The sequence below is a fragment of the Luteococcus sp. Sow4_B9 genome, assembly GCF_052116585.1.
In the GTDB taxonomy this organism is placed as follows: domain Bacteria; phylum Actinomycetota; class Actinomycetes; order Propionibacteriales; family Propionibacteriaceae; genus Luteococcus.
Genome location: NZ_JBQKKT010000019.1, coordinates 17,809 through 35,029, shown reverse-complemented (window position 1 = coordinate 35,029; position 17,221 = coordinate 17,809). Strand labels below are relative to the sequence as shown.

16 protein-coding genes are annotated in these 17,221 nt (G+C 67.1%); 7 read left to right on the top strand and 9 right to left on the bottom strand.

What is annotated here, in order from left to right; all coding sequences use genetic code 11:
* Window positions 1-158: 158 nt before the first annotated feature.
* The 3 genes from ACTQ49_RS11435 (at window position 159) to ACTQ49_RS11425 (ending at window position 3,365) form a co-directional block, all read left to right on the top strand.
* A complete protein-coding gene (locus ACTQ49_RS11435; RefSeq protein WP_441827967.1) occupies window positions 159-2,036 on the top strand; it encodes a hypothetical protein in 1,878 nt (625 codons plus the stop codon).
* Between the two features lie 114 nt (window positions 2,037-2,150).
* The gene (locus ACTQ49_RS11430) at window positions 2,151-3,128 is read left to right on the top strand and encodes an SPFH domain-containing protein (protein ID WP_441827966.1); all 978 of its coding nucleotides are present in this window, start codon (window positions 2,151-2,153) and stop codon (window positions 3,126-3,128) included.
* 24 nt (window positions 3,129-3,152) lie between these two features.
* Window positions 3,153-3,365: a hypothetical protein gene (locus tag ACTQ49_RS11425; RefSeq protein WP_441827965.1), complete on the top strand. Its 213-nt coding sequence runs from the start codon at window positions 3,153-3,155 to the stop codon at window positions 3,363-3,365.
* A gap of 53 nt (window positions 3,366-3,418) precedes the next feature.
* On the opposite strand, the gene ACTQ49_RS11420 is transcribed toward ACTQ49_RS11425, so the two are convergent.
* The 7 genes from ACTQ49_RS11420 to ACTQ49_RS11390 form a co-directional block, all read right to left on the bottom strand.
* The gene (locus ACTQ49_RS11420) at window positions 3,419-4,903 is read right to left on the bottom strand and encodes a DUF1846 domain-containing protein (RefSeq protein ID WP_441827964.1); all 1,485 of its coding nucleotides are present in this window, start codon (window positions 4,901-4,903) and stop codon (window positions 3,419-3,421) included.
* A 100-nt stretch (window positions 4,904-5,003) separates the two neighbouring features.
* Entirely contained in the window at window positions 5,004-5,519 is a 516-nt protein-coding gene (locus tag ACTQ49_RS11415) for a hemerythrin domain-containing protein (RefSeq protein ID WP_441827963.1), read from the bottom strand.
* A 219-nt stretch (window positions 5,520-5,738) separates the two neighbouring features.
* A complete protein-coding gene (locus tag ACTQ49_RS11410) occupies window positions 5,739-7,262 on the bottom strand; it encodes a hypothetical protein (RefSeq protein WP_441827962.1) in 1,524 nt (507 codons plus the stop codon).
* Window positions 7,263-7,476: 214 nt separating this feature from the next.
* Entirely contained in the window at window positions 7,477-7,980 is a 504-nt protein-coding gene (locus ACTQ49_RS11405) for a hypothetical protein (RefSeq protein ID WP_441827961.1), read from the bottom strand.
* Between the two features lie 100 nt (window positions 7,981-8,080).
* Window positions 8,081-9,772: an NAD-binding protein gene (locus tag ACTQ49_RS11400; protein WP_441827960.1), complete on the bottom strand. Its 1,692-nt coding sequence runs from the start codon at window positions 9,770-9,772 to the stop codon at window positions 8,081-8,083.
* A 42-nt stretch (window positions 9,773-9,814) separates the two neighbouring features.
* On the bottom strand, window positions 9,815-10,195 hold the full coding sequence (locus tag ACTQ49_RS11395; protein WP_441827986.1) for a DUF6394 family protein: 381 nt from the start codon (window positions 10,193-10,195) through the stop codon (window positions 9,815-9,817).
* Window positions 10,196-10,367: 172 nt separating this feature from the next.
* Complete coding sequence (locus ACTQ49_RS11390; protein ID WP_441827959.1) at window positions 10,368-11,288, bottom strand: EamA family transporter; 921 nt, start codon at window positions 11,286-11,288, stop codon at window positions 10,368-10,370.
* 234 nt (window positions 11,289-11,522) lie between these two features.
* On the opposite strand from ACTQ49_RS11390, the gene ACTQ49_RS11385 reads away from it, so the two are divergent.
* The 4 genes from ACTQ49_RS11385 (at window position 11,523) to ACTQ49_RS11370 (ending at window position 15,476) form a co-directional block, all read left to right on the top strand.
* Window positions 11,523-12,350 (top strand): sugar phosphate isomerase/epimerase family protein, encoded by an 828-nt coding sequence (locus tag ACTQ49_RS11385; protein ID WP_441827958.1) that lies wholly within the window; start codon window positions 11,523-11,525, stop codon window positions 12,348-12,350.
* Window positions 12,347-13,381, top strand: a complete 1,035-nt coding sequence (locus tag ACTQ49_RS11380; protein ID WP_441827957.1) for a Gfo/Idh/MocA family protein — start codon at window positions 12,347-12,349, stop codon at window positions 13,379-13,381. Before ACTQ49_RS11385 ends, ACTQ49_RS11380 begins: the two co-directional genes overlap by 4 nt.
* 78 nt (window positions 13,382-13,459) lie before the next feature.
* Window positions 13,460-14,626: a Gfo/Idh/MocA family protein gene (locus ACTQ49_RS11375; protein WP_441827956.1), complete on the top strand. Its 1,167-nt coding sequence runs from the start codon at window positions 13,460-13,462 to the stop codon at window positions 14,624-14,626.
* A 1-nt stretch (window position 14,627) separates the two neighbouring features.
* Window positions 14,628-15,476, top strand: coding sequence for a sugar phosphate isomerase/epimerase family protein (locus ACTQ49_RS11370; RefSeq protein ID WP_441827955.1), 849 nt, complete (start codon window positions 14,628-14,630; stop codon window positions 15,474-15,476).
* Window positions 15,477-15,629: 153 nt separating this feature from the next.
* Here the strand turns inward: ACTQ49_RS11370 and ACTQ49_RS11365 are convergent, their stop codons facing one another.
* Window positions 15,630-16,520 (bottom strand): phosphatidylinositol-specific phospholipase C domain-containing protein, encoded by an 891-nt coding sequence (locus tag ACTQ49_RS11365; RefSeq protein WP_441827954.1) that lies wholly within the window; start codon window positions 16,518-16,520, stop codon window positions 15,630-15,632.
* Between the two features lie 72 nt (window positions 16,521-16,592).
* On the bottom strand, window positions 16,593-17,207 hold the full coding sequence (locus ACTQ49_RS11360; RefSeq protein WP_441827953.1) for a TetR/AcrR family transcriptional regulator: 615 nt from the start codon (window positions 17,205-17,207) through the stop codon (window positions 16,593-16,595).
* Window positions 17,208-17,221: the final 14 nt, after the last annotated feature.

Sequence of the window (17,221 nt, the reverse complement as noted above, 5' to 3'; positions counted from 1 at the left end):
GGCCCGTCCCAATGGAGGGGCGAAATCCGACCTGAGGCGGATGCCGGATGGTCTGCCGGTGGGGCAGAATTGATTTCACCCTGCACATGCTTGGCCCCCGATTGGCCCTCGCGGCCCTCGAGGATCCCCCCGTCCGCCACCGCCCGTCGAGGAGTGCGATGAGTCAGCCGCCCATCACCGGCGATGGACTCTCGATGCCCATGGGCTACGCCGCCGTCGCACGGGCGATCGCGGACGGCACGCACGATCCCTCCTGGCTGGAGGATGTGATCACCCACATTGATGATCGGGCGGATCTGGCCGATCATCAGATGATGGTGGTCCTGGCCCTGTTGCTGGACGGGGGCGAGGCCCTGCCGGACCAGCTCCGCGAGGCCCTGGAGCACACCGTGCTGGGCTTCCGGTACTGGATGGATGAGCCGGGCAATGACTCGATGTGTTTCTGGAGCGAGAGCCACCAGGCGGCTTTCGGGGTCTGCGAGTACCTGGCCGGGCTCCACTTTGCCGACCGCACCTTCGCCAATGACGGCCGCACGGGTGAGGAGAAGGCCCGTCGGGCGCGGCGTCGTCTGGAGAACTGGCTCACCCTCCGCTTCCGTTACGGTTTCAGCGAATGGCTCTCGGCAAGCTTCTACGCGGTCAATGTCTCGGCGCTGACGCTCCTGGTGGAGCACTGTGAGGATGCCGGCCTCGCCAATCGCGCATCGATGGTTCTCGACCTGCTTCTCCTGGACATGGCGCTGCATCGCTTCGACGGGCACTTCGTCGCCTCGTCCGGGCGCGCCCAGGCGCTGCACAAGGCCTTTCCGGACCGCTCCGAGCTGGACCCGGTGGTGACCAGCGCCTTCCATCCGCGCCGGGCGGTCTTCGACCCGACGCTGTTCACGTCGATCTTCGTGGCCAGGCGCAGGTATCGCATCCCTCAGGTGATCAGGGAAATTGCCTTTGCCCAGGCCGACCACCTCATCACCTCGTCACACGGACTGTGCCTGCGGGAGGTGCCGAGCGAGGCCGCCCGACACCGCCACCTGGACGCGCCCGGGCGACGTGGTCTGGAGCTCGGCCTGTACTGGGGGATGGAGGCCTTCACCACGCCCGAGGGGATCGGCCCGACGATGGATGCGCTGGACCAGTACCACCTGGACGGCAATCGCTACCTCGCCCCGCTGGCCCCCTTCCGCAAGGTGCCGTCGCGACGTGTGATGGCCGCCTTGGTGCGTTCGCTGAACCCGATCACCCAGGGAGCCGCCCTGGTGAGGGCAGACGTGCAGACCTACCGGACACCGCACTATCTGCTCAGCAGCGCGCAGCACCACCTGCCCGGCACCTTTGGTGACCAGGAGTGCATCTGGGAGGCGGCGCTGCCGGGTGGCATCCACCTCTTCTCGACGCACCCCGGCTCCACCCTGCTGGACGAACAGGCGCGCCCCGCGACGCCGTCGGGCTGGATTGGCAATGGCGTGCGGCCGGATGTGGCCCAGATGCGCAATGTGTTGCTGGCCCTCTACGACGTGCGCGGCCGCCGCGGATACCTGGAGGGCCGGCGACACGAGCTGAGCCACCTCTTCTTCCCCGCCGCCAGCTTTGACGAGACCAAGCTGTTGGACACGGTTGTGGCCGGCCGGCGGGATGACTCCTACTTTGGCGCCGTGGCCCTCGACACCCTGGAGATGCCGAACGAGAGCGAGCTGGTGCAGCGTGGTGTGGTGACCGGTTGGGCCGTCATGCTGGCCGACCGATCGGACTTCAGCTCCCTGCACCACTTCGTCGACTACCTCAAGCAGACGCGGTTGGAGCATGTCCGCAACACGCTGTGCTGGAGCACTCCCGAGCACAAGTACCAGCTGGAGTGGGAAGGCGACTTCCGGGTGGACGGTGCCGTGGTGGACACCGACTACCAGCGGTTGCGCTGTGACTGGGCGAGCGTTGGCCGCAGGCCCTCGGTCATCGAGGTGCAGGGACGTACCGGAACGCTGGTGCTGGACTGGAAGTTGGGGCAGCGGGCCCAGGGGGCTGGGGTCCCCATGGCTCCGTGACCTGCGCTGGGCGGATCCTGATGCTTTCGACGGGGGCTCGCGCCACCCACGATTAATGTGATATCACTTTAATTGTGGGTGTCAGAGGGACGCCCTGGAACCGAGAGGCACGCCATGTCCAGTGACGACCCCGACCTGACCCCCGCACCCGAGGACCAGCCGCTCTCGTCGCGCCCCGTCGGGCACGACGGCATCCGCATCGACATCGCCGAACGCCAGGCCTGGCATGTCTCCGGAATCGCCTTCCTGGTGGTCGGCCTGCTCGCCATCCTGGGTGGGGCGGCCCTGACGGTCCTCGCCATCATCAATGGCGTCGTGTGGCAGGGCGTGCTCGGTGTCCTACTGATGCTGGCCGCGCTGGTGCTCACCACCGGTCTGCGGATCGTCAACCCTGGTGAGGCGGCCGTCGTGCAGTTCCTGGGACACTACCTGGGCACGGTGCGCACCACCGGCCTGAACCTCACCGCCCCGCTCACCTCCGGCCGCAAGGTTTCGGTGAAGGCAGTGAACTTCGAGGTGGAGCCCATGAAGGTCAACGACTCGAATGGCAATCCGATCGAGATCGGCGCCATCGTCGTCTACCAGGTGGCCGACACCGCCAAGGCGGCCTTCGCCGTGGAGGACCATGACGACTTCGTGCGCAAGCAGGCCGAGTCCGCGCTGCGCCACGTCGCCATGAGCCACCCCTACGACGACCATTCGATGGGCTTCGGCAATGAGGCGCACAGCCCGGTCATCACGCTGCGCGAGTCCACCGACGAGGTCAGCGCGGAGCTGGCCCACGAGGTGGCCGAGCGCGTGGCGGTGAGCGGTGTCGAGATCATCGAGGTTCGTCTGGCCCACCTGGCCTATGCCCAGGAGATCGCGTCGGCGATGCTGCGTCGCCAGCAGGCCAATGCCGTCCTCAGCGCCCGCCAGGTGATCGTGCAGGGCGCCACCGAGATGGCCAAGCAGGCCGTGCAGGAACTGGACGCCAGCAGCGACCTGGAGCTCGATCCCGAACGCAAGGCGGCCATGATCACCAACCTGCTGGTCGTGCTCTGTTCCGAACAGAACACCCAGCCCGTCCTCAATACCGGAAGCCTCTACTGAGGAGCCTGACCGGGCACTCGAATCATGGCTGAGCAACGCAAACAGGTGATCGTGCGGATGAGTCCCCAGATGCACGACGCCCTGGCCAGGTGGGCGGCGGACGACATGCGCTCCCTCAATGGCCAGATCGAGATGGTCCTGCGCGACGGACTGCGTCGCGCAGGACGCCTGCCCAAGGACCTGCCGGAGACCCGACGTCCCGGGCGCCCCCGCAAGGAGTCCGCCCCCGACGAGTAGGTCGACCTTCCCGAGCGTGCGCGGCCCCCGTCGCGCCAGCAGGGGGTACCGCGTCAGCGCTTGCGGTACAGCCCCTTGTTCTGGAAGACGGGCTCGCTGGTCACGTGGACGCCCAGATTGCGGAAGATCCCCTCGTCGACGCTGCCCAGGATCGTCGTGGTGTGCACGTCGCAGCCGCGCAGTTCGGCGATCTTGTCCAGTGCCAGGCGGGCATTCTCGTCATTGGTCGCGCTCACGCTCAGTGCGATCAGCACCTCGTCGGTGTGCAGGCGCGGATTCTTGCTGCCCAGGTGCTCGGTCTTGAGGGTCTGGATGGGCTCGATGCTCTCCGGTGCCAGCAGGTTGATCCGGGGATCGATCCCGGCCAGCTGCTTGAGGGCATTGAGCAGCATCGCGGAGCAGGCACCCAGCAGGGGGGAGGTCTTGCCCAGCACGATGCTGCCGTCGGCCAGCTCGATGGCAGCAGCCGGGGCCTTCGTCTTCTTCTCCAGGTCCAGTGCCGGCTTGACCACGTGACGGTCGGTGCTCTTGATCTCCAGCTGGCTCATCAACAGTGCCACACGGTCACTCTGGGTGGAGTCCAGCTCGTCGCGGCGCTCCTGGACGAGCGCCTTGTACCAGCGGCGGATCACCTCCTGGCGTGATGCCTCACGGCAGACCTCGTCGTCGACGATGGCCTTGCCGGCCATGTTCACGCCCATGTCCGTGGGCGACTTGTACGGCGACTGGCCCAGCAGCTGCTCGAAGAGCCGGTTGAGGACGGGGAAGACCTCCACGTCACGGTTGTAGTTCACCGTCTGCTCGCCATAGGCGGCCAGGTGGAAGGGATCGATCATGTTCACGTCGTCCAGGTCTGCCGTGGCAGCCTCATAGGCGACATTCACCGGGTGGTCCAGGGGCAGGTTCCAGATCGGGAAGGTCTCGTACTTGGCGTAGCCGGACGGGATTCCGCGCTTGTGGTCGTGGTAGAGCTGACTCAGGCAGGTGGCCATCTTGCCGCTGCCCGGCCCGGGGGCCGTGACGACGACGAGGTCGCGCTCGGTCTCCACGTACTCGTTCCTGCCATAGCCCTGGTCACTCACGACGTGCGAGACGTCATTGGGGTAGCCCTTGATGACGTAGTGGCGGTAGACCTTGAGGCCCAACCGCTCCAGCTTGCGCTTGAAGGCCTTGGCCTCCCGGTTGTCCTCGCTCCAGTGGGAGATCACGACGCTGCTGACCAGCAGGTCGTACCCGCGGAAGGCATCCACCAGGCGCAGGACGTCGTCCTCGTAGGTGATTCCAAGGTCTGCGCGGACCTTGTCCAGGTCCTGCGCGGAGACCACCATGACCACCTCGGCCTCGCTGGCCATGGTGCTGAGCATCTCGATCTTGTTGTCGGGCGTGAATCCCGGCAGCACACGCGCGGCGTGCATGTCGTCGAAGAGTTTGCCGCCGAACTCGAGGTAGAGCTTGCCGCCGAACTGCTTGCGCCGCTCCTCGATGTGCTGGGACTGGAGGCGGAGATAGAGATCACGGTCAAAGCCGATTGCGTGCATGGATTCCCCTGTCACTTCGAACAACTCGTGGAGCATAGCCCCCGGTTGTTTCGATCGTGTTGCCGTGCAGTGACCACGGCATGTCCGGCCGGGATGTTCGTCAGTGGTGCTCGTGCGCGTGCGCGCTCTCACCCAGTCCCTGTCCACCCTCGCCGTGCTGGTGTTCGATGCCCTCGGCATGGTCGAAGTCATGGGTCAGTTGGTTGATCCGCTCCCAGGTGGGTCCGTCGATGCCCACTGCGGCAGCCGGGAAGAGGCCGTTCTCCTCGTGGTCGATGTGGGCCCGCAGGGCCTTCTCGAAGGCGGGGAACTCGTCCAGGTCGCCGTCGATGACGCGCTCCAGTTGCTCGTCGAGGCTGGAGTGTTCCGCACACAGGGCGTCGATGGTGGGGGCGTACTCCTCCTCCTTGCGCATCTCGTGGAAGAGGCCGACTTCCTCCGCCTTGGTGTGGGGCCACAGCAGGTTCGCCAGTCTGACTCCTGCCTGCCCGACGGCCCCGAGATCACCGGTGGAGCAGGCGCGGCCAAGGTCTCCCAGCCGGTCGATGACGCTGTAGTGCTCCTCGGTGAAGCGTCCGATGAGTTCGATGGAACGGCAGCCGCAGTACTCGCACATGCCACCATCCTATCTTTTGCACGATTTGAACCGTGTCAATGGGGTGGTGGTTGGGATCCGTCGCCCCGCCTCGGATCCCTGCCCGACGCTATGCACGCGGCCGGACGCAATGCACCCCGCCCGACGCAATGCACCCGGCCCGACGCAATGCACCCGGCCCTCGCCTCCAGCTGGGCTGGAGACGAGGGCCGCGTGTGGAGTGAGGACGGGTGCTGCAGGTCAGCTGGCGGTGCAGCTGTGCAGCTTCTTGCCGGACTTGTCGAAGAAAGTGATCGTCGGCTTCACATTGGCATTGTCGCCGGGCTTCAGGAACCAGGTGTGGTTGGCGATGGCGACGCCATTGCGGATGAAGATCTCGGAGTCACCCTTGGTGCCATTGCCCAGCGCATAGGTGGCGTGGTGGGCGGTCTGGCGCAGGTTGCCGACATCCGGCACGCGACCAAAGGCCGTGATCCAGTACAGGTTCTTCATCCGCTCCGGGGACATGCCGGGCGGCGGGGCCGGGAAGCCCGGGGGTGGCGGCAGCGGCTTGCCATCCGGACCCATCGGCGGCTCGGGCATGCCGGGTGCCATGTCCTTGCGCTGCACGGCTTGTGCCCTGGGGCACGTCGTGTCGCCCTTCTCCATCGGTGGGATGAAGACCAGTGACGCGGTGGGCTGGTGCACGTTCAGCTCGCAGTCGGCCAGCCAACCGTCGGGCGAGACGAGGGCCACCGAGCCGTCGTAGTTGAAGTTCTCGCGCGGACGCGTGCGGGTGTCGAAGTTGGCCACCTTCCAGGCGCCGAAGTCGAAACCGGAGTGGATGGTGCACAGGTTCTTCAGCGAATCGGCATTGTCCCGGATCGAATTCGGGGCGATGTTCTTGGCCACCGGCTGCTTCTGGTAGCCCAGCGTGCAGTCGCGCCAGCCGGCCGGGTAGGGCTTGTGGTCGGGCACGCGGGTCTTCTGCGGACCCACCAGGACGGTGGAACCCGGGTACAGACCGCCGCCGGACGGGTTGACCACCTGCTCATTGGCGGCCACATTGCACCACTGGGTCAGCTGCGCGGTCGGAACCTCCGTGGCCGCCGGGTCGGTGCCGGTCCAGGCCCAGGCGGTTGCCTGCGGGGTCGGCGTCGTGCTGGGCGTCTGCCCCGGGTCCTGGGAATTGCCAGGGGAGCTCTGGCTGCTGGCCGAAGCTTCGGGCGACGGGGAAGCCGAGACGTCGGTGTCATCGCCGGCCTTGTTGAACAGGGCGATGCCGGCACCGGCCAGCAGGGCCAGGCCAACGCCCGCGGCCACCAGCTTCACGGTCTTGTTGGAGCCCTTCTCCGGCTCCACCTCAAGCAGGTCGATGCCGCGGGTGCCGCCAGCGGGGCCGGTGGTTCGTGCTGCGGCGGTGGCGCCGGTGGCCTGCGCGTTGGCAGGGAGCTGCTCGGGCTCAGAGGTGGTCTGGGCGGTTGCGGCGTTCTGGGCGGTTGCGGCGGTCTGGGCCGGCTGCTGGTTGGCGGCGGCCTGCTGCGCGCCGATGGCGGCGGCTGCCGCCGCTGCCGCGGCTGCTGCCTCCTGGGCCTCCTTGGGCTCCTGCTCGGCTCTGGCCCTGGCCTGACGCTCCTCCTCCGCCCGCTGCAGGGCTGCGTCGGAAGCGGCCTGCTGTTCGGCGAGACGGTCGCCCTCCCGCTTGCGGCTGAACTCTTCCTCGGCCGCACGATCCAGGGCGCTCTGGTCGACGGGGTCCTGTCCGTCGTCGGCCATTTCGTTCATGGCGCCGTTCAAGTCAATTTTCATCTCGTCCCCCCGGACTGAGTTGTCGTTCCCCCAAGAGGCTTCCCGCCCGACGCAGAACGACGCGACGAGAAACCAACGAGCAGCAGTCTGGCCCGAATGGCTGGATTGCGCATGTTCACCCGCCCAACTTCTTCATCCCACAAGGTGAGGCAGGGGTGAAGCTTCAGGCTGGGTTCAGACTTTCACCGGGTCAGCGGGCCCGGTGCGCCTTCGGCTCGAACTCGATGTCATCGCCGCGCGCCTGGAGAATGGCCTCCAGATGACCCTCGGCCGCCGACAGCAGGCGTTCCGCGGCGTCGGGCGTGATCCCCATCGCGTCGGCAAGACGCAGGGTGGAGAGGTTCTCCTGATGGGCCAGGACGATCGCCAGGCGCTTGCGGATCGGCAGTGCGCTCAGGGCGTGGCCCAGCCGGACGGCCGGCGGGTCCTGCAGCGACCAGGCCGGCAGCAGCTCGTCGGGCGGGCTGTCGAGCGCGAAGGCGGCCTTCACCACGGCCCGGAATCCCAGGGACAGCAGCTCCACCGGGGTGTGGTCCTCGTGGGCGGCCGGTTCCAGGTCAACCCGCACCTGACGGGCCAGTGTGTCGCCGGCGCTCCATGACCCCAGCAGGATCCGTCCGATGCGACGCGCGCGGCCCTCGAAGTCTTCGACGAAGGTGGCGGTGCTCATCGGATCCGTGTCCTGTCCGGTCATTTCTGCTCCTGTGTCCAAGCGATGGTGACACTGTGCCATGCGGCGGCCACTGGGCGCATCATGGCAGCCCAACCCCTCAACCCCTCAACCCTGGCGCTGGTCAACCCTGGTGCTTGCGAACCTGGCGCCACACCCAGGTGCTCGGCACCTCATGGGCCGTGCAGAGGTACTCGACGGCAGCGTCCGAGTAGAGGGTGTCGTTGAGCTGGGCAAGGCCGCGTGTGCGGGTGAGCAGCCCCAACTCGTCGCCCCGACGCAGCACGGTGTCCAGGGGCGGGTCATAGGTCACCCGGCTGCCACGCTTGTGGAGATAGGGATAGGCGCCGATCATCTGCTCCCTGTCCTCCGGGTCGCGCAGCAGGTCAGCGATCGTCACGGAGTGGCCGCGCTCCAGCCAGCGGCAGACTGCCGGCGCCGCGTGCGGATTCATCGGGATCAGCTTGGGGATCGGGCACCACTCGTCCAGCCGCGCAGTGATTCGGGTGCGCAGGTCCAAGGCTGCCTCATTATCCAAGCTCTGCACGTACTCGACGAAACTCCAGTAGAGCGGAGACTCCAGCCGCGCCAGGGTCTCCAGGGCCACCAGGTCAGTGGCGATGAAGACGCTGTCCGGCTCGAAGGCGCGCAGCAGGCTCGTCGTGTGGATGGACTTCTGGCGCACCGAGAGGTAGATGTCCGGGTTCACCAGACGGGCATGGGCCGCCATCGAGAGGTTGGTGGTGTCGGACTCGACACCGGCGACGAATCCCACGATGCCGGTGAAGTCGGGCATGCCGTCCGCGGGGGAGATCTCCTCCACCTCCAGGCCAGCCTTGCGCAGGTCCAGGGCCACCTCGTGACCGAAGCGGTCGTCGGCGCTGACCATCCAGCGACCATTGGCCAGTTCCTCGTGCAGCGGCGGCATCTCCGTGCCCGGCTCGCTCATCAGCCAGGAGCTCAGCTGCGAGGTGGCCGGACGGTGCAGCGCCATCACCAGGTAGCTGCCGTAGCGGTCGAAGGGGTTGATGACCGCCTGCGGTGTGAAGTCCAGCATCCGCGCGGTGTTGGACCGTTCCGAACAACGGGCGATGACCGGTACGTCGGGCCGCAGCAGGTCTGCGGCCATGGCCACGGCCAGGTTCGTCTCGTCGTCCGCGGTCATCGCGATGATGCCCTCGCACAGGGGGTGGCCCATGCCGGCCAGCCCCAGCTGGGCCGGATTGCGCGGGTCGCCGGCGATGGCGGGCACGTCGCCGGCCAGCTGGTCTGTGGTCAGCACGTCGATCCGCTCGGCGTCCTCGTCCACCACGACCAGACGTCGTCCGGCATGGTCCAGGGCATTGGCCAGGGTGCGGCCGGCCTGGCCATAGCCCACCAGGAGCAGGAATGGTTCGTGGATTCCCTTGACCCTGCTGCGGAAGCGCTGCAGGTTCACGGCGCGCCGGAAGGCCGGCTCCTGCAGCAGGGCGAAGAGCGAGCCGAAGACATAGGTCCAGCCGGTCACCGACGCATAGATGGTGGCCGTGACCCACATGCGCTGCGCCGCGGTGAAGGTGTAGTTGAGCTCGCCGAAGCCGATCGTCATCGCCGTGTAGCTGATGAAGTAGAAGGAGTCGAACAGGCTCATCCGCCACGGCTTGCCCTCGTCATCGACGCCGGGAATCAGGCTCAGGCCCAGCACGCTCACGGCGAAGATGCAGATCAGGACGATCAGCGGGAAGCGCATCCGGCGCAGCACTAGGAAGATCGCCTCGGTGGACGGCACATCCGTGGGCACGTCCACCTCCACCCGTCGCAGGCGACGGGTGGACATCCAGGGGCGTGTGACCAGCGGTGCCATGGGAGGGGGCCGCGGTCAGCGGCGGCGGTACGAGGCCGTCTCGATCACCAGCAGGGCCAGCGAGACGAAGTTGGCCAGCAGCGCGCCACCGGACAGGGAGACCACCGACGACATGGCGTGCATGTCCAGACCACGCGAGGAGACCTGCGTCGCCCAGATGTAGAAGCCGGACGCGGAGAGCAGTTGGATCACCGCCACCAGTGAGGTGGCCAGGTGGATGGCGCCGATCTGGGTACGGTCACCGAACTTCAGCACGGTGGCCACCAGGTTGACCACGACGGCGGCGTACAGCTCGTAGATGTTGTGCAGCGCCGGATTGCCCATGTCGCCGATGAAGAAGCCGAAGTTCAGCGTAGCGGCGAGCAGGACGAAGAATCCGAAGACCACTTTCTCCATGTTCACGGAGTCACGGTATCCCTCGAGCCGTCATACTTCGACACCCGGGCGCGATTCCACCCCACCGGGTGTACCGGGCCCGCTCAGCCCCGGATCTGTCGGGTCGAGGCGCCTTCCCGGAAGCGTCCGTCGCAGTGCCAGGGTGCCGTCCCAAGTCCGTTTCCTCACCCGCTCACAGACCCGGCGGTTCGGTGTGGGGCGTCGGGTCCGGCCGGTCATTGCGCCGCCGCAGCAGGCGGTTGCCGACGCCCAGCGCCAGCAGCACTCCGGAGACGGTGATCAGGGCGCCCAGGATGCCCAGCGGTGTGGGCAGTTCGCCGTCGTAGAGCCAGGCCGCCGCCGCGCCCACCACGGGGACGAACATCGACCACGGCGCCACGGTGGCGGCCGAATGCCTACTCAGCAGCAGATTCCAGATGCCATAGCCCAGCATGGAGGCGCCATAGGTGATGAAGGCCAGGCCCAGGGCCGAACGGAGGCTGACGTGCTGGATTGCGTGCAGGGCGCTGGCCGGGCCGCCCTCCAACCAGAAGGAGGCCAGAAGCAGGGGAATGGGCGGCACCAGAGCGGACCACACCACCAGGGAGAATCCGCTGCGCGGGGGATACCTGCGGGTGATCACATTGCCGAAGGCCCAGCTGGCGGCAGCCGCCAGCGTCAGCAGGAAGGGCAACATCGGCGCAGCCACCAGGTACTGGGCCCCCACCACGGCCATGCCCAGCAGGCCGATCAGGATGCCTGCCACCTGCGCCCGGGTGGGTCTCTCGCGCAGCAGCATGGCCGCGATCACCACGGTGAACAGCGTCTGCACCTGCAGCACCAGGGAGGTCAGCCCCGCCGGCATCCCCAGCATCATGCCGGTGTAGAGCAGACCGAACTGCAGGGCTCCCATGGTCATCCCCGAGCCCACCACCGGCCAGAAGCCCATCCCGGGCCGTGGCACCAGGAAGACCGCCGGCAGCGCCACCAGCGTGAAGCGCAAGGCGGCGCTCAGCAGGGCCGGCAGGCTCTCCATCGCGATCTTGGCCGCGACGAAGTTCAGGCCCCAGACCAGCACCACCAGCATGGCCAGGCCCACATCACGTCGTGGCATCGCATCCCCCAGAAGTCGACATCGTGACGATTCTCACATCCTTTGGCCGCTTCGTCGGCCTCCGGCCAGCAGGTCATCCCGGTGCCGAGCACACGTTGACGGTGCTGAGCAGGCGTTCACTTTGGCAACTCGTGGCAACCGGTCGAGAAGGTCAGAGGGGCGATCTAGCGTGAGGGCATCAGGGTAAGGACGCCCGGGCCGCCTGGGCACAGCCTCGACGACAGGAGAATGCCCATGTGGACCCTCACCGGATTTGCCGACGAGATTGCAGACGACTTCGGCGAACAGCTGGCCCTGCTCAAGGAGCTCGACGTCAAGTACATCGAGTTCCGCAGCGCCTGGGGACAGAACATCCTGCTGCTGGACCAGGCGCAGCGCGAGAAGGCCAAGGCGATGCTCGACGAGGCCGGCATCAAGGTGAGCTCCATCGGCTCCCCGATCGGCAAGATCCAGATCACCGATGACTTCGAGCCCCACCTGGAGGCCATGAAGCACGCCGTGCACGTGGCGCACTTCTTCGAGGCCCCCAACATCCGCATCTTCAGCTTCTTCATCCCCGAGGGCGACGATCCCGACAGCCACCGCGACGAGGTGATCCGCCGCATGAAGGCCATCACCGAGATCGCCGAGGCCGGCGGCGTGACCCTGCTGCACGAGAACGAGAAGGACATCTACGGCGACATCCCGCGCCGTTGCGTCGACGTCATCGAGTCCGTCGGCTCGGACCACCTCAAGGCCATCCTCGACCCCGCCAACTATGTGCAGGTGGGCGTCAAGCCCTTCGACGAGGCCTACCCGATGATCCGGCCGCACCTGGCCTACATGCACCTCAAGGATGCGGTGGCCAATACCCCCGACGTCGTGCCGGTGGGCGAGGGTGACGGGCAGGTTCCCGCCATCCTGCACGCCCTCAACGAGTCGGGCTACGACGGCTTCCTGTCGATCGAACCGCACCTGGGCGACTACACCGAGTTCGGTGCCATGAGCGGCCCCGATCTGTGGACCAAGGCGCACACCGCGCTCGTCGAGCTCCTCAAGGCCGAGGGAGTCGAGTACCGATGAGCACACCTGCGGGGACGACGGCAGCCATCGTCGGGTGTGGCGACGTCTCGTTGGTCCACTTCGAGGCGATCCGGGCACTGGGCATCGAGCTGGTCGGCGTCGCCGACGTCGACCCCGCAGGACTCGCACGAGCCCGGCAGCTGGCCCCGGACGTCCTGGGATTCGAGAGCCACAAGGAACTCCTGGCGGCTGTCCGGCCCGACGTGGTGCACGTCACCACCCCGCACGACCAGCACACACAGATCACCCTGGACCTGCTGGCCGCCGGAGTGAATGTCATCCAGGAGAAGCCCCTGGCCAACACCCTGACCGCCGCCCACTGCATCGTCGAGGCCAGCCAGCACACCTCCGCCAGGCTCGGCATCTGCCTGCAGAACCGCTACAACAACTCGGCGCAGGCCCTGAAGCAGGTGCTGGAGGACGGCGAGCTGGGCGATGTGCTCGGCGCCTACGCCAGCGTCGTGTGGACGCGCACGCCCGACTACTACCAGGCGAAGCCCTGGCGGGGTCGTTGGCAGAACGCGGGTGGAGGCCTGTTGATCAACCAGGCCCTGCACACGCTCGACCTGCTCCAGTGGTTCCTGGGCGAACCGACGGCCGTCAGCGGCCGGGCCGCCACGCTGAAGTACGGCGACGTGATCGAGGTGGAGGACAGCGCCACCGCCATGTTCACCCACCCGTCCACCGTGGTGGAGGGTGGGATCACCAGCACCTTCGTCGGCAGCCTCACCAATACCGTCCACCGTCCCGTCGAGATCGAGATCTACGGCACCAAGGGCACGGCCACCATCGCCGACGGGCTGCACCTGCGCTTCGACGACGGCCGGGCCAAGGACCTGGCAGAACGTGTGGTGCCCAGTGGCGGGCGCAGCTACTGGGGCATGTCACACCAGGCGTTGATCGAGGACTTCCACGGGCGGCTCGGCGACGACGAGCCCTTCTGGATCGGTGCCGAACAGGCAATGCCGTCGCTGCGCATGCTCAAGGAGATCTACGCCCAGACATGGCCAGACACGTCGCGTCACCAGTGACGCAGGCCAGACACGTCGCGTCACCAGTGACGCAGGTCCCACATCTCACACCCAGCAAAGTCCACCAGAGGAGACAGAATGACTGATCAGCAGGTTCGGCTCGGCATCATCGGCCTGGGCGCCGAAGGCGGCATGTACGCCAACTTCATCGACGAGGGTCGTGTGCCCACCATGCGCATCGGCGCCATCTGCGACATCGACGAGACCAAGAAGGCCCGCGCCGAGGAGCTCGGCGTGCCCTTCTACACCGACTACGTCGAGATGCTGGACTCCGGCGAGGTGGATGCCGTCGTCACCACGGTCCCGCACTACCTGCACCCGGAGATGGGCATCAAGGCGCTCGAGAAGGGCATCCATGCCCTGGTCGAGAAGCCCGTGGGCGTCTACACCAAGCAGGCGCGCGAACTGATCGACTACGCCGCCAGCAAGCCCGAGCTGGTCTTCGGCGTCTTCTTCAACCAGCGCACCAACCAGCTCTACAAGGACCTCAAGGACCTGCTGGCCTCCGGCGAACTCGGCGCCCTGCGCCACACGTCGTGGATCATCACCACCTGGTGGCGTCCCCAGGGCTACTACGACCAGTCCGACTGGCGCGCCACCTGGGGCGGCGAGGGTGGCGGCGTCCTGGTGAACCAGGCACCCCACCAGCTCGACCTGTGGCAGTGGATCTGCGGCGTCCCCAAGAGCGTCTTCGCCAAGGCCAGCTTCGGCTTCAAGCGCGACATCGCCGTCGAGGACGAGGTGACCGCACTGGTGGACTTCGGCAATGGCGCCACCGGCACCTTCATCACCTGCACCCATGACATCGCCGGCACCGACCGCCTGGAGATCCTCTGCGACAAGGGCAAGGTCGTCGTCGACAATTCCAAGACCGTCACCATCACCCGCCTCAGCGAGCCGGAGCAGGAGTTCAGCAAGGGCATGAGCATGGAGGAGGTCGGCAAGCTCTTCAAGGGCGAGCTGGACCTCTCCGACAAGCTCAGCACCGAGACCAAGGACTACGGATCGGTCTGGGGCGAACAGCACTGCGACGTGATGAAGAACTTCGCCGACGCCGTCCTCAACGGCGCCCAGCTGATCGCCCCCGGTGGCGACGGCATCCACGGCGTCCGTCTGGCCAATGGCATCCACCTGTCCGCCTGGACCGGTGAAGAGGTCAGCCTGGAGAACTTCGACGAGACCCGCTACCTGGACGAGCTCAACAAGCGCATCCGCGAAGAGGGCACGTTCGAGGAGAGGAACTGACATGGCAACGCTCGGCGTGCAGATGATGATGTTGAAGGACAAGGTCTCCGAGCTGGGCATGTGGCCCGTGCTCGAGAAGATCGCGTCGATGGACCTGACGGCCGTCGAGGTCTCCCAGATCCCCATGGACGAGGAGAACACCGCCGCCCTGGAGCGTGGCATCAAGGAGCTGGGGATCGAGGTGGGCGCCCTGTCCGTCGCCCTCAAGCCCGGCCCCACCGCCACCGGCGACAACCTGGAGGAGCACTACGACAAGATCGTCCAGGACTGCAAGCGGCTCGACTGCCGCTTCCTGCGGATCGGCATGATGCCCTTCACGGCGATGGTCTCCAAGGAGGCCTGCGAGGCGTGGGCGGCCGAGGTGCAGCCGTGGGCGAAGAAGCTGGCCGACGAGGGCATCACGCTCTGCTACCACAACCACCATGTGGACCTCGCACAGTTCGACGGCGAACGGATCTTCGACATCGTCCGACGGGTTGCCCCCGACCTCAACTTCGAGGTGGACCTGCACTGGGTGCAGCGTGGCGGCATGGCCCCGCTGGACATGCTCAAGGCCTACAGCGGCGTGTGCAAGCTCATCCATGTCAAGGACTATCGCGTGGGTGCCCTGCCGCCGGAGGCCCTCGACCTGTTCGCGTCGGGTGACGTGGCCAAGGGCTACGACATGTTCGTGAACATCGTCGAGTTCGCCGAGGTGGGGCAGGGCAACATGAACTGGCCCGAGCTGCTGCCTGCCTCGCTGGCGGCGGGTGCGGAGTACTTCTTCATCGAGCAGGACATGACCTACGGCCGTGACCCCTTCGACTGCATCAAGGACTCCCGCGAGTACCTGAAGTCGATCGGCTACTGACGGCCGCGGCCAATTCGCCAGTAGCGGCCAACCAGGCAAGAACAGCGGTCCCCAGCCCGTCCGGGGTTGGGCACCGCTGTTCTGTCGTGTCGTGTTCTGTCGCGCCGTGTTCAACTGTGTCAGGGGGCCGCCGAGCAGCGGGGGCCAAGGTGCTCAGAGATTGCGCTGCCAGAGCTGCGCCACCTGCTCGTCAGTGGCGAAGTCCAGCAGGATCACCCCATTGCGCTCCGGGGCGGCCTGACCACCGGCAGGACGGCCCGGAAGCTCGTCGAAGTGCTGGTGCAGCAGGGGTTCCAGCAGTCGGGCCGCGGCCGCAGGGGTCAGTGCCCAGCCATTTGACGAGGCGTGACAGCTCCACATCCTCCCGTCACCGCGAGCCGCCCGGGCCCGGCGCAGGTGGTCGGTGATGCCCGGCCACTTGCGCGCCTGCCAGGTGCTGCGGGTGCCGATGTGCCAGTCGTCGCTGACCTGCCAGCTGCGATGGTCCAACCCGGCGAAGCCGGCACTGCGCGTGACCACCACCACCTGGCCGCGGGCATGCCCCAGGGTGGGGGTGCGACGTGACTCGTGCAGCAGCCCCGGGAAACGGGTCCGGAGACGGGCCCAGGTGCGGGCCAGCTGCGCGGCATCGGCGCGGGAGAATTCCTGGGTGAGGCACAGCAGCACGCTCTCCGTCGGATGCTGCTGCAGGAAGTCCTGGCAGACCTCCAGCACCTCGTCGAGGGTCAGCCGCTGAAAGAATTGGTTGTGGTGCACGCGGAAGCCGCCGCGCAGCAGCCGCACCCGGATGTCCAGGTAGCGCACCCCGGCGTCCAGCTGGTCGCGGATGCCGTGGTGTTGGCAGGCCACCCAGCGTCCTCCGCGGGTGGCCCCGGAATTGTGGGTGCCGGGAATGGTCAGCGCGTCGAGCCGCAGCGACGGGTCGAGGGCGCCCATCCATTCGGTGCTCTCCACCAGGGGACGGGTGGACCCAGCGCGGGGCGGCCGCAAGGCGGGCTGCACGGTGGCGGGCGTGTGCCCGTCGAAGCCGCGCAGCTGGGTCATGGATCAACGAGTGCGACCATGGATGGCGGGAGCGAAGCCGCAGGGTGACGGCTGGTTGAACGTCTCGAAACGTCAGTCGGCGGTGATCATGGCGCGCAGCACCAGGCTGAGCAGCTCGGTGGCCTGTGGCGAATCGGGGCTGGCGCCGTGGACCAACTGGTCCAGGGTGGTCTGGTCGTGCACCGCATGCAACAGCGAGAGGGCCTGGTCCATCGGGATGGTCAGCCGCAGCCCGGCGGTGCGCAGTCCTTCACCGATCAATTCGCCGAACATCGGGGTGACGCTGCTCTCGTAGGCGGCGAAGGCATCGCGCAGGGCGGGTTCCCGAGCGGCGTGCAGACGCAGCTCGCTCATCACCAGTGCCGATTCGGGCTTGGTGCCAGAGGTGGTGATGAACAGCTGGACCGCGCGCGTGATCCGCTCGTCGACGTCGAGGGTGGGATCCATGCGCGCGATCGCGTTGCGGGCGGCCGCCAGGTAGCGCTGGCCGAGCCATTCCAGCACCGCCACGCACAGGTCGTCCTTGGAGGCGAAGTTGGAGTAGAAGGCCCCCCGGGTGAAGTCGGCGGCCTCGCAGATCTCCTCCACGCTGGCCGCCAGCACGCCCTTGCGGGCGATGACCTCGATGGCCGCGCCCACCAGTCGTTCACGGGTGGCGGCGCGGCGGGCGGTGGTGGGCATGCTCATGGGTCCTCTGGGCG

Excerpts from the sequence above, each read along its gene's own strand:
- ACTQ49_RS11435 (WP_441827967.1), top strand. The coding sequence starts at position 159 with ATGAGTCAGCCGCCCATCACCGGCGATGGACTCTCGATGCCCATGGGC.
- ACTQ49_RS11430 (WP_441827966.1), top strand. The coding sequence starts at position 2,151 with ATGTCCAGTGACGACCCCGACCTGACCCCCGCACCCGAGGACCAGCCG.
- ACTQ49_RS11425 (WP_441827965.1), top strand. The coding sequence starts at position 3,153 with ATGGCTGAGCAACGCAAACAGGTGATCGTGCGGATGAGTCCCCAGATG.
- ACTQ49_RS11420 (WP_441827964.1), bottom strand. The coding sequence starts at position 4,903 with ATGCACGCAATCGGCTTTGACCGTGATCTCTATCTCCGCCTCCAGTCC.
- ACTQ49_RS11415 (WP_441827963.1), bottom strand. The coding sequence starts at position 5,519 with ATGTGCGAGTACTGCGGCTGCCGTTCCATCGAACTCATCGGACGCTTC.
- ACTQ49_RS11410 (WP_441827962.1), bottom strand. The coding sequence starts at position 7,262 with ATGAACGAAATGGCCGACGACGGACAGGACCCCGTCGACCAGAGCGCC.
- ACTQ49_RS11405 (WP_441827961.1), bottom strand. The coding sequence starts at position 7,980 with ATGACCGGACAGGACACGGATCCGATGAGCACCGCCACCTTCGTCGAA.
- ACTQ49_RS11400 (WP_441827960.1), bottom strand. The coding sequence starts at position 9,772 with ATGTCCACCCGTCGCCTGCGACGGGTGGAGGTGGACGTGCCCACGGAT.
- ACTQ49_RS11395 (WP_441827986.1), bottom strand. The coding sequence starts at position 10,195 with ATGGAGAAAGTGGTCTTCGGATTCTTCGTCCTGCTCGCCGCTACGCTG.
- ACTQ49_RS11390 (WP_441827959.1), bottom strand. The coding sequence starts at position 11,288 with ATGCCACGACGTGATGTGGGCCTGGCCATGCTGGTGGTGCTGGTCTGG.
- ACTQ49_RS11385 (WP_441827958.1), top strand. The coding sequence starts at position 11,523 with ATGTGGACCCTCACCGGATTTGCCGACGAGATTGCAGACGACTTCGGC.
- ACTQ49_RS11380 (WP_441827957.1), top strand. The coding sequence starts at position 12,347 with ATGAGCACACCTGCGGGGACGACGGCAGCCATCGTCGGGTGTGGCGAC.
- ACTQ49_RS11375 (WP_441827956.1), top strand. The coding sequence starts at position 13,460 with ATGACTGATCAGCAGGTTCGGCTCGGCATCATCGGCCTGGGCGCCGAA.
- ACTQ49_RS11370 (WP_441827955.1), top strand. The coding sequence starts at position 14,628 with ATGGCAACGCTCGGCGTGCAGATGATGATGTTGAAGGACAAGGTCTCC.
- ACTQ49_RS11365 (WP_441827954.1), bottom strand. The coding sequence starts at position 16,520 with ATGACCCAGCTGCGCGGCTTCGACGGGCACACGCCCGCCACCGTGCAG.
- ACTQ49_RS11360 (WP_441827953.1), bottom strand. The coding sequence starts at position 17,207 with ATGAGCATGCCCACCACCGCCCGCCGCGCCGCCACCCGTGAACGACTG.